The organism is bacterium (assembly GCA_023150945.1).
Lineage (GTDB): Bacteria > Zhuqueibacterota > Zhuqueibacteria > Zhuqueibacterales > Zhuqueibacteraceae > Coneutiohabitans.
The window spans coordinates 65,049-84,306 of record JAKLJX010000010.1; the positions used below are offsets into that span (position 1 = coordinate 65,049).

Annotated in this window: 10 protein-coding genes; 9 read left to right on the forward strand and 1 reads right to left on the reverse strand. The window is 59.9% G+C overall.

Going from position 1 to position 19,258, the window contains the following annotated elements; translation table 11 throughout:
• Nucleotides 1–261 precede the first annotated feature (261 nt).
• From L6R21_14310 to L6R21_14320, 3 genes are all read left to right on the forward strand, one after another.
• A complete protein-coding gene (locus tag L6R21_14310; GenBank protein MCK6560365.1) occupies nucleotides 262–1,275 on the forward strand; it encodes a medium chain dehydrogenase/reductase family protein in 1,014 nt (337 codons plus the stop codon).
• A 92-nt stretch (nucleotides 1,276–1,367) separates the two neighbouring features.
• Nucleotides 1,368–3,506: a T9SS type A sorting domain-containing protein gene (locus tag L6R21_14315; GenBank protein ID MCK6560366.1), complete on the forward strand. Its 2,139-nt coding sequence runs from the start codon at nucleotides 1,368–1,370 to the stop codon at nucleotides 3,504–3,506.
• Nucleotides 3,507–3,855: 349 nt separating this feature from the next.
• Complete coding sequence (locus L6R21_14320; protein MCK6560367.1) at nucleotides 3,856–7,161, forward strand: carboxypeptidase regulatory-like domain-containing protein; 3,306 nt, start codon at nucleotides 3,856–3,858, stop codon at nucleotides 7,159–7,161.
• Between the two features lie 510 nt (nucleotides 7,162–7,671).
• Here L6R21_14320 and L6R21_14325 read toward each other — a convergent pair.
• The gene (locus tag L6R21_14325; protein ID MCK6560368.1) at nucleotides 7,672–10,641 is read right to left on the reverse strand and encodes an Ig-like domain-containing protein; all 2,970 of its coding nucleotides are present in this window, start codon (nucleotides 10,639–10,641) and stop codon (nucleotides 7,672–7,674) included.
• A 618-nt stretch (nucleotides 10,642–11,259) separates the two neighbouring features.
• On the opposite strand from L6R21_14325, the gene L6R21_14330 reads away from it, so the two are divergent.
• The 6 genes from L6R21_14330 to L6R21_14355 all read left to right on the forward strand — a co-directional run bounded on the left by L6R21_14330 (nucleotide 11,260) and on the right by L6R21_14355 (nucleotide 19,115).
• Nucleotides 11,260–12,396: a P1 family peptidase gene (locus L6R21_14330; GenBank protein MCK6560369.1), complete on the forward strand. Its 1,137-nt coding sequence runs from the start codon at nucleotides 11,260–11,262 to the stop codon at nucleotides 12,394–12,396.
• Nucleotides 12,386–13,411, forward strand: a complete 1,026-nt coding sequence (locus tag L6R21_14335; protein MCK6560370.1) for a P1 family peptidase — start codon at nucleotides 12,386–12,388, stop codon at nucleotides 13,409–13,411. The genes L6R21_14330 and L6R21_14335 overlap by 11 nt, the downstream gene beginning before the upstream one ends.
• Nucleotides 13,412–13,659: 248 nt before the next feature.
• Nucleotides 13,660–14,817, forward strand: a complete 1,158-nt coding sequence (locus L6R21_14340) for a M20/M25/M40 family metallo-hydrolase (protein MCK6560371.1) — start codon at nucleotides 13,660–13,662, stop codon at nucleotides 14,815–14,817.
• 73 nt (nucleotides 14,818–14,890) lie between these two features.
• Nucleotides 14,891–16,252 carry an aspartate aminotransferase family protein gene (locus L6R21_14345; protein MCK6560372.1) on the forward strand — a complete coding sequence of 454 codons (1,362 nt, stop codon included), beginning with the start codon at nucleotides 14,891–14,893 and terminating at the stop codon, nucleotides 16,250–16,252.
• 223 nt (nucleotides 16,253–16,475) lie between these two features.
• Complete coding sequence (locus L6R21_14350; GenBank protein MCK6560373.1) at nucleotides 16,476–18,047, forward strand: aldehyde dehydrogenase family protein; 1,572 nt, start codon at nucleotides 16,476–16,478, stop codon at nucleotides 18,045–18,047.
• 147 nt (nucleotides 18,048–18,194) lie between these two features.
• Nucleotides 18,195–19,115 carry a CoA transferase subunit A gene (locus L6R21_14355; GenBank protein ID MCK6560374.1) on the forward strand — a complete coding sequence of 307 codons (921 nt, stop codon included), beginning with the start codon at nucleotides 18,195–18,197 and terminating at the stop codon, nucleotides 19,113–19,115.
• The last annotated feature ends 143 nt before the right edge of the window (nucleotides 19,116–19,258 follow it).

Here is a 19,258-nt window from a genome sequence, read left to right on the forward strand (position 1 = left end):
GCCCTGAGAGAATCAGACAGGATTGACACGATCAACTGTATTGATGCAATTTGGATTTATTTTGCGAAGATGGCCCATTTGCACACCAACTGTTTTTTGGGCTTTTGTCGCCGCTGCCGCCGTCATTGGGGTCCTTCTGTCAGCCTCATTTCCCGTCCCGGGCCACTCCGCGAAATCACCGCTTGATTTTTGCCAATACTTTCCTATGCTTGCGGGCGGCGCTTGTGCACGAGTCCAAAAGCAAATGATCAGGGAGCCAACTTGAAACAAGTTTTCATTACCAAAGCCGGCAGCTGTGAGGTGCTCAGGGTGCTGGAACGTGAAGCGCCTGCGCCCAAGCGCGGCGAGGTGTCGATTCGCGTGAAGGCGGCGGGCATCAATTTCGCCGACCTCATGGCGCGCAAGGGCATCTACCCCGATGCCCCCAAGCCGCCGTGCGTGATCGGCTATGAAGTTTGCGGAACCATTGAAGCCGTGGGTGAGGGCGTCGATTCCAACGACGTGGGCCGCGAAGTAATTGCGCTGACGCGCTTCGGCGGATACTCGGAGAAAGTGAGCGTGCCCCGCAGCCAGACGTTCGCCCAACCCCGCCGGCTGAGCAGTGCAGAAGCCGCGGCGCTGCCGGTGGCTTATCTCACTGCCTATCAAGCGGTGGTGGTGATGGGTTCGCTGCAAGCCGGTGAAGCCATTCTCATTCACAATGTCGGCGGCGGGGTGGGGCTGGCGGCTCTGGATTTCGCCCGGAAAATCGGCGCGACCGTTTACGGCACCGCGAGCGCGGGCAAGCACGAGTTTCTCAAACAGCGCGGGTGCGATTATCTCATCGACTATCGCACGCAGGACTGGCAGAAGGAGCTGCAACGATTGACCGGCGGCCGCGGCGTCGAGTTGATCATCGATCCTTTCGGCGGCCGGCATTGGAAAAAAAGCTACGACGCGCTGCGCGCCACCGGCCGGCTGGGCATGTTTGGCATTTCGATCGCGACTGAATCGCGCGTGGGCGTGTTTGGCCTGCTCAAGCTGGTTACCAAGATGCCGTGGTTCAATCCGGTCTCATTGATGAACAGCAACAAAGCCGTGTTCGGCACCAATCTCGGTCACATGTGGCATGAAGGCGAGAAGGTCACGGGCTGGATGCAGAAAATTCTCGCGGGCGTGGAGGAAGGTTGGGTGCGGCCATTTGTGGGCAAGACTTTTCCCCTGGAACAGGCTGCGGAGGCGCATCGCTACATCGAAGAGAGGAGGAATATTGGGAAGGTGGTGCTGGTGATGTAGGCAAGGGGCAGGGGGCAAGGCGGCAAGGAGACAGAGTCGGTGGGCGAGTGAGGGTGATGCGGTTGTTCATTGCGGCTTGGGAGAGCGTGCTCATGCGTGTACATGCCCGCGGGCTGGGCTGGATGGCGTTTTCGCCGGCATACTGCGTGTCGGCCGGATTGCTTGTGCTGCTGCTGCTGCTGGGTGGCCAGTCAGCGGGGCGGGCGCAGCAATTCGAGCGCGTGGTGACATTGCCGGTGGAAGTGAGCGGGCAGCCGTTGGAATTCCCCTTTCTCGGCGGGCTGGATTTTTTCATTCCGCAATTCGTGGATATCGACGCGGATCGCGATTTCGATCTTTTCTACTTCACGCCCACGGAAAAGCGTCTGCTCTTTCTGGAAAACATCGGCGATGCTCAGGTCCGCCGATTCCGCCTGGCAAACGATCGCTACGGCGATTTCGAGATTCGCAGTTGGTTCTGCCTGGTCGATATCGATGCCGACGGTGATTTCGATTTCTACCAGGACAACAATCAGGGCGGCTTGGCGTTTTATCGCAACATCGGTTCGGCGCAAGTCGCGCGTTTCACCCTGGAAACAGAGGCGGTGACGCAAGTCAGCGGGGAGGAGGTGCGCATCGATTACACCAGCGCGCCTGCCTTCGCAGACATTGATGCGGACGGCGATTATGATTTCTTCAGCGGCAATATTCTGGGCTACATCGAATTCTATCAGAACGTCGGCAATCCTGCGTCGCCGGTGTTCCAATTCGAAACCAGCACCTGGCAAAACCTGCGTATCATCTCGGGCGGTGCAGTGGCGCCGGCACGGGGCTTGGCGGCCTCCCGGCACGGTGCCAACGGCATCGATTTTGTCGATTTCGATGGCGACGCCGATCGCGATCTTTTCTATGGCGATTTTTTCCACCCCGGCGTTTATTTTCTGCGCAATCAGGGCACGCCGGCCAGCGCCCGCATCGTGATTGCCGACAGCGCCTTCCCGGCCGGCCGGCCGGTGCACACGCTGGGCTACAACATTCCGCGCTTCGCGGATATCGACGGCAACGGCGCGGTGGATTTTTTCGTCGCCTGCCAGAATCAGAATCTCAACAATTTCATCTTTTACCAAAACACCGGCACCGCCACGTTGCCGCAGCTCAAAATCGCGGCGAACAATTTCCTCACGCAAATCGACGTGGGCAGCAACAGCGCGCCGGCGCTGGCAGACCTCGACCGCGACGGTGATCTCGATCTGTTCCTGGGCGATCTCAACGGCCGGTTGCACTTGTTCGAAAACACCGGCTCGGCGTCCGCGCCGGCATTCCGCTGGGTGACCGACAACTTTCAGAACATCAAGCTCAATGCCGTGTCGGCGCCGGCGTTTGCCGATCTTGACGGCGATGCGGATTTGGATCTGGTGATCGGCACCGTGACGGGGAGCGATTTGGTGCTGTTCGAAAATATCGGAACGCCCCAAGTGCCGAACTTCGTGCTCGCCGACCCGAATTTTCAGAATATCGATCTCGGCAGCTACAGCTCACCCTGTTTTGCCGATGCGGATTTTGATGGCGACCTTGATTTGTTCCTGGGCGAATATGCCGGCGCGGCAGTGGCGATTTTCGAAAACACCGGCAACGCGCGCCAGCCGGTGATGCAATTCCGGAAAAAGCTTCGTCCGCCGCTGGTACGCGACTATGCCGCACCCTGCCTGCACGACGTAAACCGTGACGGTTTTCTCGACCTGCTGGTGGGCACGCTGGAGGGCGAGATGCTGCATTTTCAGGGCACCGCTGCGCTCGATTCGTTTGTCCTGGTTGATGCCAGATTCGCCGGCCTCGGCATCGGCGCGTACAGCAAACCCGTGCTGGCGGACTTGAATGGCGACGGGGCGGTCGATTTGCTGGTGGGTGAAGGCGACGGCGGCCTCAATTATTTTCAGGGCACGGCCGCCAATGACGTGACCCAGCCGGCCCGGCTTCCTGAGGGATTTGAACTGCAGACTCATCCGAATCCGTTTTCCGGGTCTGTGCAAATCTCGTTGCGCGCACCAGGCGGCCGGGGAGAGTCGCCGAGAGTGATGCTCTTCAACTTGATGGGCGCACGGATCGCAGAGATGGCCATGCAAACGGTGGCGCCGGGCCAGTGGGTGATTGACTGGTCACCCGCGGCGCTCGATTTGGCGCCCGGGGTCTACTTTGTGATGGTGAAAATGAAAGGAATTCAACTAGTGCGCAAGATCTTGCATGTAAAATAGAGAGATAGCATTGAGATACGAATGTGTCATCTCTGAAAAAACTGTTGCCTTTTCGAATTAAATTTTCCATATTCGCCCCGCGATTTCAGGTCGAGGAGAGGAAAAATGTCCAAGCATTGTCTGACCTTTACTGAGATTTCCAGAACTCCAGGCGTCGCAGCTTGCGCTGATGACGCCTTTTTCTTTTGCAGTGATCTCGGGGCGGCAGAGTTGATCCATTGCTAAGAATAAACTAACCCTTTCTTAACATTACCTGACTATCTTCCCGAGGAGTGCGAGGAATACCTTTGTACGGCAGAGGCGAACAACTTTCAATCACTGTTCAATTAACTTAACGGAGGGTTTCAGGATGCATCGCAACAGATTCGTGCAGACTGTGAGCCTGTCTGCTCTGGCGTTGCTGCTGGTTTTCGGTTTTACCGGGTCAGCGTACAGCCAGGGCGTGACGACCGCGGCTTTGAATGGCGTGGTTGTCGATCAGAACGGCCAGCCGCTGGTGGGCTGCAGTGTCGTGGCAGTTCACACCGCGAGCGGCACGATATTCGGCGCGGCGACGCGCAACGATGGCCGCTTCAACATTCCGGGCGTGCGGGTTGGTGGCCCCTACACGATTACGGCGACTTTGATCGGCTACCGCAAGGAGAACGTCGAGAACATCTTTCTGGGTTTGGGCGAAGACCGCCGCTTGACGTTTACGCTGGTCGAGGAGGCTCTGCAGGCGGCCGAGGTGACGGTGGTCGCGGAGCGGGATGCGATTTTGAGCGCCTCGCGCACCGGAGCGGCCACGGCGGTGAGCAGCGCGGCCATTCAGATGCTGCCGACCATCACCCGCAACATCAGCGATTTCTCCCGTTTGACGCCGCAGGCGAGTGGCAACTCGTTTGTCGGCCAGGACAACCGCTTGAACAACGTCACGGTCGATGGCTCTTATTTCAACAACTCCTTCGGCCTGGCCGGCAGCCCCGGCGAACGGACGGGTGTGGCACCGATTTCCCTGGATGCCATCGAACAGATTCAGGTCAACATTGCGCCGTATGACGTGCGCCAGGGCAATTTTGTCGGCGCGGGCGTCAACACGGTGACCAAGAGCGGCACCAACGAATTCACCGGCTCGGCCTATTACATCTTCCGCAATGACGGCCTGTATGGTGAGGAAGCCGGCGACGCGAAGTACAACCCCGGCAAGTTTGACTACAAGCAAATCGGTTTGCGCCTGGGCGGTCCGCTGATCAAGAACAAACTTTTCTTCTTCGGCAGTTTCGAGGATGATGAACTCACCAAGCCGGGCACGGATTTCACCGCCAATCTCGGGGGTGAAGCGGTGACCGGCAACAAGACGCGCGTGCTGGCGACTGACTTGAGCCAGCTCAGCAGCTTCGTGAGCTCGAAGTTTGGCTACCAAGCCGGCGGCTTTCAAGGCTATGACTTCAAGACGCCGGCGCTGCGGTTCATCGGCAAGTTGGATTACAACCTCAATGACCGCAACAAGCTGAGCTTGCGTTACAACCATTTGGACTCGGACACGGATGTCTTGATCTCCAACTCCTCCTCGCTGGGCTTCGGCAACCGCAGAACCAACACCAATGCCTTGAATTTCCAGAATTCGAACTACAAGATTCTGGAGAACATTCGCTCGATCGTCGGTGAGTGGAACTCGATCCTGAGCGACAACATGTCCAACAACCTGCTCGTCGGCTACACCCACAACGATGAAAGCCGCGAAAGCGTCGGCACCTTCTTTCCGTTCGTCGACATTCTCAAGGACGGCTCCACCTACACCTCCTTCGGCTTCGAGCCTTTCACGCCGAACAATGAGCTGCGCTACTGGAGCTTCCAGGTGCAGAACAACTTCACCTATTACCGCGGCGATCACAACTTCACCTTCGGCTTGAGCGGCGAGCGCTACGAGTCCGAGAACGTCTTCTTCCCCGGTTCGCAGAGCGTCTATGTGTACAATTCGCTGGATGATTTCTATGCCGATGCCAACGACTACTTTGCGAACCCCGGCCGGACCACCTCGCCGGTCACGCTGCGCCGCTTCCAGGTGCGCTGGGCGAATATCCCGGGCCAGATCAAGCCCATCCAGCCGCTGGAAGTGCTGTTCGCCGGCTTGTACGGCCAGGATGAATGGCAGGTTAACAAGAATCTGAGATTGACGCTCGGCTTGCGGGTGGACGTGCCGTTCTTTGGCGACACCGGCTTCAAGAATGCGCAAGTGAACGGCCTCAGCTTCCGGGAAGAGTCGGGCAGCACCGTGAAATACGCCACCGACAAGCTGCCGGATGCCAACCTGCTGTGGTCACCGCGCTTGGGCTTCAACTGGGATGTCTCCGGCGATCGCACCACCCAGGTGCGCGGCGGCACGGGCATTTTCACCGGCCGTCCGGCTTACGTGTGGATTTCCAACCAGATCGGCAACAATGGCGTGTTGACCGGCTTCGAGCAATTGGACAACACCACGGCCCGGCCGTTCCACCCAGATCCCAATCACTACAAACCCACCAACGTGACCGGCGCGCCGGCCGCCAGCTATGAATTGGCCTTCACCGATCCCAATTTCAAGTTTCCGCAGCTCTGGCGCAGCAACTTGGGCGTGGATCGCAAGCTGCCGTGGTGGGGCCTGATTGGCACCGCCGAGTTCATCTACGGGCGTGATGTGAACGGCATCTACTACATCAACGCCAACCTGGCACCGGCCAACACCAACTTCGTTGGTCCCGACAACCGTCCACGCTGGACCACCGGCAACCGGATCAACAGCAACATCTCCAGTGCGATCGTTTTGAAGAACCAGAACGACGGCTACTCCTGGAATTTGGCGGCGGCATTGGAAAAGCCGATGCAAGACGGCCTGTACGGCAAAGTGGCGTATAGCTACGGCGTTTCGAGGAACACGGTTGATCCCGGCTCCATCGCCTTTGGTTCCTGGAACAACAACCAACATTCCGGCGACCCCAATAATCCCGGCGTGGCATTCTCGATCAACTCCCCCGGCCATCGCGTCTTCGCGGCGCTGTCCTACCGCAAGGAGTATTTCGACTTCGGCGCCACCACCGTCTCCGTGTTCTGGGAAGGTGCGCGCAACTGGCCGGCTGACCCCTTCGCCTTTGCCTCCCGCACGGCCAGCTACACCTTTAGCGGCGATTTGAACGGCGACGGCGGCACCAGCAATGATTTGATCTACATCCCGCGCAACAAGTCGGAGATGAACTTCGAAGAGTTCACCTCCTCGGGCAAGACCTTCACCGTGGCCGAGCAGCAAGACGCTTGGGAAACTTTCATTCAGCAGGATCCCTACCTGAGCAAGCATCGCGGTGAATACGCCGAGCGCGGCGCCATTTACTTGCCGATGGTTTACCGGGCTGACCTCAGCATTACGCAGGATCTGTTTACCAACGTCAGCGGCAAGCGCAATGGCCTGCAGTTCCGCGTCGATTTGCTCAATGTCGGCAATCTGATCAACAAGAACTGGGGCGTGGGCCAGCGCCTGGTCACCACCCAGCCGTTGATCGCCCGCGGCGCCGATGCCGAAGGCAAAGCGCGTTACCGTCTGCGTAACATCGGCACCTCGTTGATCTCCAAGACCTACGAGCCGACTGCCACGGAGTATGACGTGTTCAGAATTCAGTTCAGCTTGCGTTACAGCTTCAACTGATATCACCTCAACGTTGTGAGAGCCGCCTCCGGCGACGGGGGCGGCTTTTTTTGTTTTCCGTCAGAAAGCATGACCTTTCGCTGAAAGTGTTCCCGCAACGGCTGGGCCGTTGCCTCAGGAACCTCAGCGTTTCCGCGGAGCCCGCAGGATTGGAAACCTCGGCTCAGCCGAGGTTGGAACACTCTGAAAAATGTTCTCGCAACGGCTGGGCCGTTGCCTCAGGAACCTCAGTGTTTCCACGGGGTCTGAAGGATTGGAAATCTCGGCTCAGCCGGGGTTGGGACATTTTTCTGTTTTTCGTCCTGTACACCCGCAAAGAAAAAGGCCGATGCTGCGCGCATCGGCCTTTCGTTTTCTGCCAATCTGAACTGAGACACCCGAGTACACCCTGCAGGAATCACCCCAGAGTCGCAGAGTTCGCCGCGTGAGACCGTCGCTATGCTCGGCGGATTCCGCAGTGAGCCTGACCCCCTCGAATCGTCTGCCTGCCGAGCGCTGCGGCAAGCGCTGTCACCGCTGCAGGATCATGCGCTTCACCTTCACTTGACCGCCGGACTGCAACCGCATGAAATACACGCCGGTCGGCACCTCGTTGCCGAATTTGTCCCGGCCATTCCAGCTTATTTGTCGAAAACCCGCCGGCTGCAATCCGTCAACCAGCTTGCGCACCACCTGGCCGGTGAGATTGTAGATGATCAAGCTGGCCGGCGCGGCTTCCGGCAGGGCAAACGTGATGTTCGTGTGCGAATAAAACGGATTGGGATGATTGCCCACGAGTTGCAGGCTGGCGGGCGGCCGCTGGGCAGTGGCCGCTGCCAGCGTTTGAGTCGTCGTGCCGGTTGCAGTGTTTGCCCGCGGCAGCGCGCTGCTGCCGAATTCGACGATGAGCTGCGGCGGATTTGCGCCTTCGCGGCTGCTGCCTGCGCCCATGACAGGCGTGGTGTTCAAGATGCCGAAACTCACTGTGCCGTTGCCGCCCACTGCCGCAGTGACCTCCCATTCCCGCCAGACATTGCTGGCCAACGGGCCTTGCGTAGCGAGCGCGCCGCCACTGCGATCAGCGTTATTCCAGGTCAGGCCGGACTCGGTCCACGGCGTGCTGGTCCCGGCGTAGTTGTTGGAAGCGGAATAGACCGTGACGTTGTCATTGCTGCCGGTGGTGACATACACCCTCAGCTTGGCGCTTTGCACGCTGCCGGTGATGCCCGTGACTTCGAACTTGAGGTAGCTGATCAACGTCAAGCTGCTGTAGCGGAACCGCAATTCCGTGTCGCTGCCGTAATTGTTGTCCGGCTTTTCCGCTGAGGTGAAAGCATCTGCAATGGGCGTGAACGTGAGGCTCGAAACGGTGCTGCCGGTGACTGTGATCGCCACGGTGGCGAGGTTGGAAACCGCGCCTTGATTATCAGTCACGGTGTATCCAAAGCTGTCATTTCCTGAGAAACCGGCATTGGGCGTGTAGGTGATGGCCCCATTGCTGGTGTTCACCGAAGTGGTGCCGTGACCGGCAGCAGTTGCCACAGTGACGCTGGCGGGATTGAGCGAGCCGTCGGCATCCGAGTCATTCGCCAAAACGTTGATGACCACAGCAGTTCCGGCGGTAGTGGTCGCGGCGTCGTTGTTGGCAACGGGCGCCGCGTTGGCCGCGGTCACCGTGATGTTTACCGTCGCGGCATTGGAGGTGGCGCCGGCATTGTCTTTCACCGTGTAAGTGAAGCTGTCATTTCCTGAGAAACCGGCATTGGGCGTGTAGGTGATGGCGCCATTGCTGGTGTTCACCGAAGTGGTGCCGTGACCGGCAGCAGTTGCCACGGTCACGCTGGTGGGATTGAGCGAGCCGTCGGCATCCGAGTCATTCGCCAAAACGTTGATGACCACGGCAGTTCCGGCGGCGGTGGTCGCGGCGTCGTTGTTGGCAACGGGCGCCGCGTTGGCCGCGGTCACCGTGATGTTTACCGTCGCGGCATTGGAGGTGGCGCCGGCATTGTCTTTCACCGTGTAGGTGAAACTGTCATTTCCTGAGAAACCGGCATTGGGCGTGTAGGTGATGGCGCCATTGCTGGTGTTCACCGAGGTAGTGCCATGCGCAGCAGCAGTTGCCACAGTGACGCTGGTGGGATTGAGCGAGCCGTCGGCATCCGAGTCATTCGCCAGGACGTTGATGACCACGGCAGTTCCGGCGGCGGTGGTCGCGGCATCGTTGTTGGCAACGGGCGCCGCGTTACTGCCGGCCGGCAAATACTCTATCACAAGCTGGGGCGGATTGGCACCTTCCCGGCTGCTGAGATACCCGCTCTCCGAAGTCTCATTCAGAAACGAAAAGCTGTATGTGCCGTTCCCACTGATACCCGCTGCGACATTCACTTCCAACCATGAGTTGGTGATCACCGGCCCATTGGTGCCCAGCAATCTGCCGCCGCGATCGGCATTGTTCCACGTCAGGCCTGTTTCCGTCCACGGCTCCGTGCCGCCGGCGTAGGTGTTGGATGCCGCATACGCCGAGGCGTTGTCATTCGTGCCTTCGGTGATAAAAAGCCGCAGTTTCGCACCTTGGAGGGCGCCATTGAGACCGTTCACCTCGAATTTGAAGTAGCTGGCATAGCCGGAAGTCGGACTGTTGCGGTAGCGCATGGCGCTGGCCGTGCCGTAGTTGTTCGTGGGCTTGGATTGCACGATGTGGGCATCTGCCAGCGGCGCGAAGGTCAGGATAACCGTGCCGGCCGGTGTGGTCACCAGAAAGTCGCTGGCGCTGAAGGCGGTAGCGCTGGCGTTGCTGACTGTGATCTTGCCGGTGGAGGCGCCTGGCGGCACCGTGGCTCGAATTTGCGTGTTGGAATCAATCACAAGACTTGCAGCCGCCTGGCCGTTGAACGCGACTTGGGTGACTTGGGAGAAATTACTTCCGGTAATGGTCACTTCCGTTCCAACCGGCCCGCTGGCCGGCGTGAAGGAAGTCAGCACCGGCGGCGGCAGCACGGCCAGACTCGCCAATGTGCCGGCCGCGATCTGCGTTGCGTTGTCGTCACTGAAAACGTTGACGGCATTGGGTGACACCGTCCGCCATCTCAGGGTGTCGGCCACGTTGGGGTCGTTGATGGTGAAGCGAATGGTCACCACGTCCGTGAAGGAGGTGCCCACGCTCGTGCCGCTGCCCGCACTGCTGTTGTATTCGAAATTGGCAGAAACCCGTCCGCTGGCCGGCTCGGTCACGGTCGGCGCAGTATACCGGCTGCCGTTGAAAGTGTGCGCGGTCAGCAGAGTCGGCTGGGAGAGCCACGCGGGATTGTAGGTGAAGACAAGATTGCCTGAGCCCATCCGGAAACCCGTACCGTTGGCTTTCATCTGCACCTTGAGATCCACGTTGCCGCCGGCGACGCCGTCATTTTTGACTCTGACAAGCTGCACTTCGAAGATCTGCGCCCAAGTCGAAGTCGCGATGAGAGCCGTCGCGATGGTGAAAGCCAGGGCCTGCTTGCGCATCCGTCACCTTTCTGAATTTATCCGCCTGGAGAGACGATGGTTGTGAACGGCCGCTCGCACTTCAGCGTGAACGGCCTGTTTTGAGATCGGGGATTAGCGATGAAAACGTGCAGGTGTGCGGCCCAGCCGCGTCACCGGGCGAGAGTCCGTCCTCACAATTGAGGTGGCTGCAGAGTCGAAGAGAGTAGGAGGGATTCCTTTCCCGCAGAAGAGCAGTCCGATCCGCGGGCACGGGCTGCTCGCTGATCTTGAGACGAGCACATATACCGGCAAATCCTCCAGTTCGCAGACGCCGCGGCCGTGAAGTCGGCGGAAGCGAAAGCAGTCCCGCGGAAAGCGACGACCTGTTGCGGCGAAACGAAATCGCTGCCGTTTGGGTTGCAATGCCGTCGCGGCAGCGGCACGCCGTATCATCATCGCGCCCGAGCTGTGCGGCGTGGCGTGCAGGTCTCAGCCAAAAACACCTTGACACACCGCAGCGGCCATGCTATATTGCGTCGCATCATTTTAACGAATGCGCGGCTGCCTGCGAGTACTCGCTCTTCGATCCTGATGATCTCCAGCTCAACTGCTTACCTGCCCATCTCACGCCGCAGGTTTTGCCGGCAGATCGCCGGCTTGGCCCTGCTCACTGCCTGTTCTCCCTCGCATAAATATCTGGCGGCACCGCCGCAGCACCGGCGTCGCCTGCGCGATTTGGGCATCGTCATCGGTGCGCTGCCTACCGGCGCCGGTAATGCCATCACGGATGTGGCCGGCGTAAAAGTCGGGCACTGCACTCTCATTGCCGGCACCGGCGCCTTGATCGTGGGCCAAGGCCCGATCCGCACCGGCGTGACCGTCATCATGCCAGGTGATGAAGTTGTGGTTGAGCATGTCACGGCGGCGCGCTTTGTGATGAACGGCAATGGGGAAATGACCGGCCTCGGCGCGGTCGATCAAACTGGATTGCTGCAAACCCCGATCTTTCTCACCGATACTTCGAACGTTGGCCGCGTGATGAACGGTGCGCTCACCTGGCTGCTGCAAGCCTATCCTGAAATCGGCGATACTGCTCCCGTGCCGGTGCCGGTGGTGGCGGAGACCTGGGCCGCGTTTCTGCATGATGCCGAAGGCCGGCATCTCGAAGAGGAACACGTGCAGGCGGCCATCGCGGCGGCAAAGTCCGGCCCGGTGGCTGAAGGCGCGGTGGGCGGCGGTGTCGGCATGGTGAGCTTCGATTTCAAAGGCGGCATTGGCACTGCCTCGCGCGTGTTGCCGGCGGCGCTCGGTGGTTACACGATCGGCGTGCTGGTGCAGGCTAATTTCGGCGAGCGCGAGCAGCTCACCATCAACGGCGTGCCGGTGGGCAAAGAAATCACTGATCTCATGCCGATGGTCGGCCGCAAAGCAAAATCCCTGATCTTGATCGGCGCCACGGATGCGCCGATGATTCCGGCGCAATTGCAGCGCTTGTGCAAGCGCATGATTCTGGGCATGGCACGCACCGGCGGCCAGTCGAGTCATGGCTCGGGAGATCTCGCGCTTTTCTTTTCCACCGGCATCAAGATTCGTGCGGGCGCAGCCTTCACCGACATTCACATTTTCAATGATGAATGGCTGAGCCGCGCGCATCAGGCAGCCGGCGAGGCCGCGGAAGAGGCGATCTTGAACGCGTTGTGCGGCGCCGAAACCACGGTGGGCATCAACGACAACACTGCATTTGCCCTGCCGCTGGCAAGATTGCCGGCCATCATGAGGAAATATGGGCGCTGATTCGCATCCCGACTCGCACCGTTCTCCCGGCAAGGAGACGGCGTGGGCCGGCGCGCAGGAAAGCCGGCGGAGTTCCATCACTGCGGTGCCCGGCGTCAGCGTCGGCCACTTGACCCTCGCCGAAGGCGAAGTGCAAACCGGCGTCACGGTGATCCTGCCCTATCCGCTGGCCGTCAGAAATCGCAAGCTCTTCATCGGCAGCTTTGCCGGCAATAATTGGAATGAATGGACCGGCTTGCACGTCGCGCAGGATTTTGGCACGTTCTCTTCTCCGATTGTGCTGTGCAACGCGACAGCGGTGGGAACGGCCTACGATGCGCTGATCACGTTCGGACATCAGCGCCATTTCGAGCTTCCCATCGACAACGCCTGGCCGCCCATCGTCATCGGCGTGGATGATGGCTACCTCAACAATCTGCGCGAGCGCCGCCTCACCGGCGAGCAGGTACTTGCGACGATTCACGCCGCCGCGCCGGCGCCGGCGTGCGGCAGCGTCGGCATCGGCCGCGGGTTGTGCGCTTTTGGTGGAAAGGGAGGGGTTGGTGAGGCGGCACGCTCTCTGGTTGTGGCGGACGAGCAGTTGATCGTGGGCGCGCTGCTGGTCGCGAACGGCGGCCGGTTTTTGCATCAATGTGAAGCCGAGTTGCCGTCCTCGCTGACGCCAAGCTTCGTGCTGATCCTGGCCACCAGTGCGCCGCTGCTGCCGCAGCAGTTGCGCCAACTCGCGGAAGCCGGCATGCGGGGCTTGGACCGCCTCGGCCTGTGCCTGCAAAACGAACAGCGGCTGGCGCTGGCTTTTTCCACCACCAACACGGTGGATGGCGCATTCGAGGAGAAACTCCAACTTTTCCGCGAACGCTGGTATGGCGCGGAAACCATTGCGCTGCTGTGTCAGGCCGCAGCCGAAGCTGCGACGCAAGCCTTGCAACGGGCGCTCCAGCAGACCGAAGTGATCACCGGCAGAAAGGGCCGGCAGCTCCGGCCGGTTGATTTGACACATCTTGTCGTGGAGTGAGCGCGCTGCTTGCGGTTGAAAATATCAGCTTGGCAGAAAGACACTCCGCTTTTGGCAAAACCGAGTGTCTATAATGCCGCCCCTGCAGAGCTAGAAGCGATAGATTTTTTCGATTCCCTGGGCGCTGCCCGTGGGCGAATACATGCGACCCTGTTTGGAGCCAAGCTGGCCTTCCAAATGATGAGAGTGTATGCTTATCGTTGCAGTACTAAAATTCCGCCGGCAGTGAAATCACGGGGAACGGTTCGATGCAGAGAAAAGAAGCGCACGCGGCCTGGCAGAGACTGCTCGCGGCGATGGTGTTGATCACTCCGCTCGCGATCTTCGGTCAGGAGCTGGATGCTACGGAACACATGCTGCGCGATCTCAGCGAAGCGCCAGGCGTGTCCGGCTATGAAGAGCCGGCCGCGCAAGTGTTCATGAAATACCTCGCCCCGCACGTGGACCGTTTGCAGCGCGATCATCTCGGCGGCGTGATCGGCAGCAAGCAGGGTAGCGCGCCCTCGCCCCGCGTGCTGCTGGACGCGCATCTCGATGAAATCGGCTTCATGGTCAAGCGCGTGGATGAAAACGGCTTTGTCAAGTTTTTCCCGCTCGGCTGGAACTTCCCCCAGCAGTTGCTCGATCGGCGCGTCCTCATTCACACGCGCAGCGGCACCGTTCTCGGTGTGCTCAACACCGGTCCCGATATTCAAGAGGACAAGCTCATTCCCCGCGAAGAGATGTGGATCGATGTCGGTGTCGCCAGCCGCGCCGAAGCTGAAGCCCTGGGCATTCAGCCGGGCGATCCCATCACTCACCAGAGCAGCTTTGCGCGCATGGCGAATCCGAAGTTTTTGCTGGGCAAGGCCTGGGATGATCGCGTCGGCCTGGGCGTCCTCATTGGCGTGATGAAAAACCTGGCGCAGTCGCCGCATCCCAACACCGTCTTTGCCACCGGCGCCGTGCAGGAAGAGATCACGCTCGCGGGCGCGCGGACCCTGGTGGCGGCGGTGCAGCCGGACATTGCCATCACACTCGACATCGACGTCACCAGCGATTTGCCCGCGAACACCAGCGCGGACTATGCCCAGCCCGTGCTCGGCAAGGGCGTGGTCATCATTCTCCACACCGCGGAAATGCTGCCGCATGTCAAACTGCGGCAGTGGGTGCAGAGTGTTGCGGATGAGCTTGAAATTCCTTATCAATTCATGCTGGAAGAAGGCGGCGGCACTGATGCCGGCCCGATTCACAAGTGGAATTTGGGTGTGCCCACGCTCGATCTGGTGATCCCGCAGCGGTACTATCACAGCGCCAACGGCATCATTCACCGCGATGATATCGACAGCGCCGTGCAGTTGATTACGGCAGTGATCAAAAGGCTGGATCGCAAGAAGGTGGAGGAGTTGAGTTTCAAAGCGCGCTAGCGCGCAAGAGCGCTCGAAGAAATCAAATCCGCTCGAGCAGACTGCTTGCTTCTATAGTTGGAGCCGACAGAGCATGAATTCCAATCTTCGGTTTTCCCATCCGCACGGCAACGTGCTTTACCGCAAGCTGCGCTATGAATTCCCAATGATGGTACGCGGCGAGGGCGTCTATCTCTATGATGCCGGCGGCAAACGTTATCTCGATGCTTCCGGCGGCGCGATTGTCGCCAACCTCGGCCATGGCAATCAAACTGTCGCCGAGGCCATCGGCCGGCAAGCAGCCCGATTGGGTTATGTCAGCGGCCTGCAATTCACCCATGAACCGGTGGAAGAGCTTGCCCGCGCCTTGTGCAGTGTTGCGCCCCCAGGATTGACCAAGGCGTTTTTTCTCTCCGGCGGCACGGAAGCCACCGAGGCCGCCATGAAGCTGGCCCGGCAGTACTGGATGGCCAGGGGCGTCACCACGAAGTATAAAATCATCAGCCGCCTGCCCAGCTATCACGGCAACACCTTCGGCTCGATGGGCGTAAGCGGCCGGCAAGCCTATCGCGTGCAGTTTCAGCACATGTACGTCGATCACCCCAAGATTCCGCCGCCCATTTGCTACCGCTGCGCTTGGGGCAAAATTTTTCCGCACTGCGACTATGAATGCGCGTCCGAGTTGGAGTTGGTGATTCAACGCGAGGGGCCGGATACGGTCGCGGCATTTCTGGCGGAGCCGGTGCTGGGCACCACCGGCAGCGGCATGGTGCCGCCGGCAGAATATTATCCGCGTGTGGTCGAGATTTGCCGCAAGTATAACCTGCTGTTCATCGCCGATGAAATCCTGTGCGGCATGGGTCGCACCGGCGATTGGTTTGCGATCACGGCCACCGGCGTCACGCCCGACATCATGCTCGCCGGCAAAGGCCTTACCGGCGGTTATGTTCCGCTTTCCGCCATGCTGGCGCGCGGCGAGCTGGTCGAGGCGATCTACGCCAGCGGCAGTGATTTCCTGCACGCTCAGACTTTTGCTCATCATCCGGTGGCCTGCGCCGCTGCGCTGGCAACGATTCGCTATTTGCAGGAACATCAACTCGTCGAGCGCTGCCGCGAGATGGGCGTCGTTTTGCATGCGCGGCTGCAACGCCTGCGCGCTCATCCTTTGGTTGGTGATCTTCGCGGCCGAGGCTTGCTGGCGGGAATCGAGCTGGCCGCCGACAAGAGCACGCGCGCGCCCTTTGCTCGCAGCCTGAAGATCGTCGAGAAGATCGCCGCAGAAGCGCTCAATCGCGGCTTGATCATTTGGACCAACGCCGGCCACGTGGACGGCAGCAATGGCGACGGCATTCTACTCGCGCCGCCGTTCATCGTGAGTCAGGAACAGATCGAAACGATCGTGACGCTGCTGGAGCAGAGTCTGGATGCCGTGGCCGCGGCTTTACGTTCGCCATGAATAGACACTTGATAACGCCGCTCGCGTTGTTAAGCCGCTTGGTCTTGTGGAGAGCAATTCTCCCGAGCGAGTGCTCCCGTATGAAAACTGTCTTGACGCAAAACTGCGCCAATTTTCCGGCGCAGCTTGCAACCGACAATGCGTCCGCCGCAGGTTGCAGCGCCTTGCCGGCGCCGGCGCGCAAACAAATCCCATGAAATTCATTTGAGAGAGGAGAGTGGGCATGGCAGCGAAGAAGCAGTTCAAAATCACCTACGCCACCCTGGGCGCGGACATGGACAAGTTTCATCGCGATTTTGATCGCGCGCTCGCACAGGTGCGCCAGAAAATCGGCCAGACGCATCCACATGTGATCAACAACCAGCATGTGCCGGGCGCCGGCGAAACGTATGCCAGCTTCAGTCCGGTGGACACGCGCATGGCCTTGGCCTATTTCAAAGCTGCGACCAATGATGAAATCGATGCGGCCGTGACCGCGGCTCGAGAAGCTTTCCCCAAATGGGCGGCCACCGATTACCGCAAGCGCGCGAAGATCCTGCAAAAGGCTGCCGGCCTGGTGCGCAAGAATCGCTTCGAGCTGGCCGCCATCATGTCGCTGGAGGTGGGCAAGAATCGTCTCGAATCCATGGGCGACGTTGAAGAATCAGCCGACCTGATGGATTATTATGCCAAGCAATTGCTCGATGCCAAAGGCTTCACGGTGCCGCTCGCCCGGCTGTCGCGTAAGGAAGACACGCGCTCGGTGCTGCGGCCTTATGGCGTGTGGGCCATGATCGCGCCCTTCAACTTTCCGCTGGCCCTGCCCTCGGGCATGAGCGCCGGCGCCATTCTCGCCGGCAACACGCTGGTGTTCAAGCCCTCGGTGGATACGCCGTGGACCACCAGCCGGCTGCAGGAAGTTTACGTGCAGGCCGGCATGCCGCCCGGCGTGGTGAATTTTCTCGCCGGCGACCGCCGCATGGGCGATGTCCTGATCCATCACCCGCAACTGGACGGCATCGTCTTCACCGGCTCCAAAGGCGTGGGGATGAAAATCTTCCGGGAATTCAGCCAGGACTTCATCAAGCCCGTGATTCTCGAAATGGGTGGGAAGAATCCCGCCCTCGTCATGCCGAGCGCGGATCTGGAGACCGCTGCCGAAGGCGTCATGCGTTCCGCCTTCGGATTGCAGGGCCAGAAATGCAGCGCTTGCTCGCGGGTTTATGTTCATCGCCAGGTGAAGGACAAATTCATCGATCTGTTGCTGCGCAAGACGGCAGCCCTGCGCATCGGCGACCCCGTCGAAAAGGACGTCTTCATGGGGCCGGTCATCAACCGCAAAGCTTATGACAAATTCCAGGCGGTGGTGGAGGAAGCGCGGCGCGACGGCACCGTCTTGACCGGCGGCAATATCCTGCGCGAGGGCGATTTTGCCAACGGCTATTTTGTTGCACCCACGATTGTCACCGGCCTGCCGGCCTCGCATCGTCTGGTGAAAGAGGAACTCTTCCTGCCGATCCTCATCGTGGACGTGGCTGATTCTCTGGAAGAAGCGGTTCGGCTCGGCAACAACGTCGAGTACGGTCTGACGGCCGGCATTTACACCAAACGCAAGCGCGAGTTGGATTACTTTTTCGATCACATCGAAGCGGGCGTCACTTATGCCAATCGCCGCAGCGGTGCGACCACCGGCGCCTGGCCTGGGGTGAATTCGTTCTGCGGCTGGAAAGGCTCGGGCAGCAGCGGCAAAGGCGGGTGCGGGCCTTATTACGTGCAGCAATTCATGCGCGAGCAAAGCCGGACGATCATGCAGTAGCTCGCGGCTGCCGCCTGCGGGAATTTTCATGCCTCACAATCGGCCGCGTGGTTGCTGGTTGCCTGCCGGTCATCGGCAAGGCGGCGGCAATCGGCAACGCGCGGCTGGCGGTCGATTTTCTCTTCACGCTTGGAAAGCGCATTCGCTATGACCACATCCACTTCCAAAGTCATGACCATGGCCGAGGCCATTCGGCAGAACGTCCGCCCCGGCGATACCATCACCATCGAAGGCTTCACCCATTTGATTTGTTTTGCCGCCGGCCACGAGATCATCCGGCAGGGACTCACCGATTTGACGGTTTGCCGATTGACGCCGGATTTGATCTACGATCAAATGATCGCGGCCGGCTGCGTCAAGAAAATGATCTTCTCCTGGGCGGGTAATCCCGGCGTCGGGCCGTTGCATGCCTTGCGCCGCGCCGTGGAAAAGGGCAGACCCCAACCCCTCGCGCTGGAAGAGTATTCGCACTTCGGCATGGCGCAGCGATTGGCCGCCGGTGCCTCTCATCTTCCTTTCCTGCCGCTGCGCAGTTACAAGGGAACGGATTTGCCCAAGGTCAATCCCCTGATCCGCACCGTGACGTGTCCTTACACCGGCGAGGAGCTTTATGTCGTGCCTGCGCTCAATCCCGATGTCGCCATCGTGCATGCGCAGCGCGCCGATGCCGAGGGCAACGCGCAAATCTGGGGTTTGTATGGTGTCCAAAAAGAAGCGGCTTTTGCCTCGCGCCGCGTGATCGTGGTGGTGGAGGAGCTGGTCGATGAAAGCATCATTCGCCGCGATCCCAACCGCACCGCGATCCCCGGCATGATTGTGTCGGCGGTGGTGGTCGAGCCGTACGGCGCGCACCCCAGTTTTGCCCAGGGCTATTACGATCGCGACAATGATTTCTATTTGGCGTGGGAGCAAATCTCGAAGGAGGAAGCGCGGCTGGCGGATTATCTGAAGGAATGGATCTATGATTTGCCCGATCGTGCTGCATACTGGCAGAAGCTCGGTCCGGAAGTGCATGCGCGGCTGGACGTGCGGCAACGCCTGAGCGGGGAAGTCAACTACGGCTTTTAGAACCGGGAAGAACAGCCCGGGAGTCCTGTGCTGTCGAACCCACCGATTGCAGCCACCCAACCGGAATCACGAGAGTGCGGGATTTTCGGAAGTGGCATGAAACCCGCATAAACACAGGCCGAAATGGCATTCATCGAACGAGT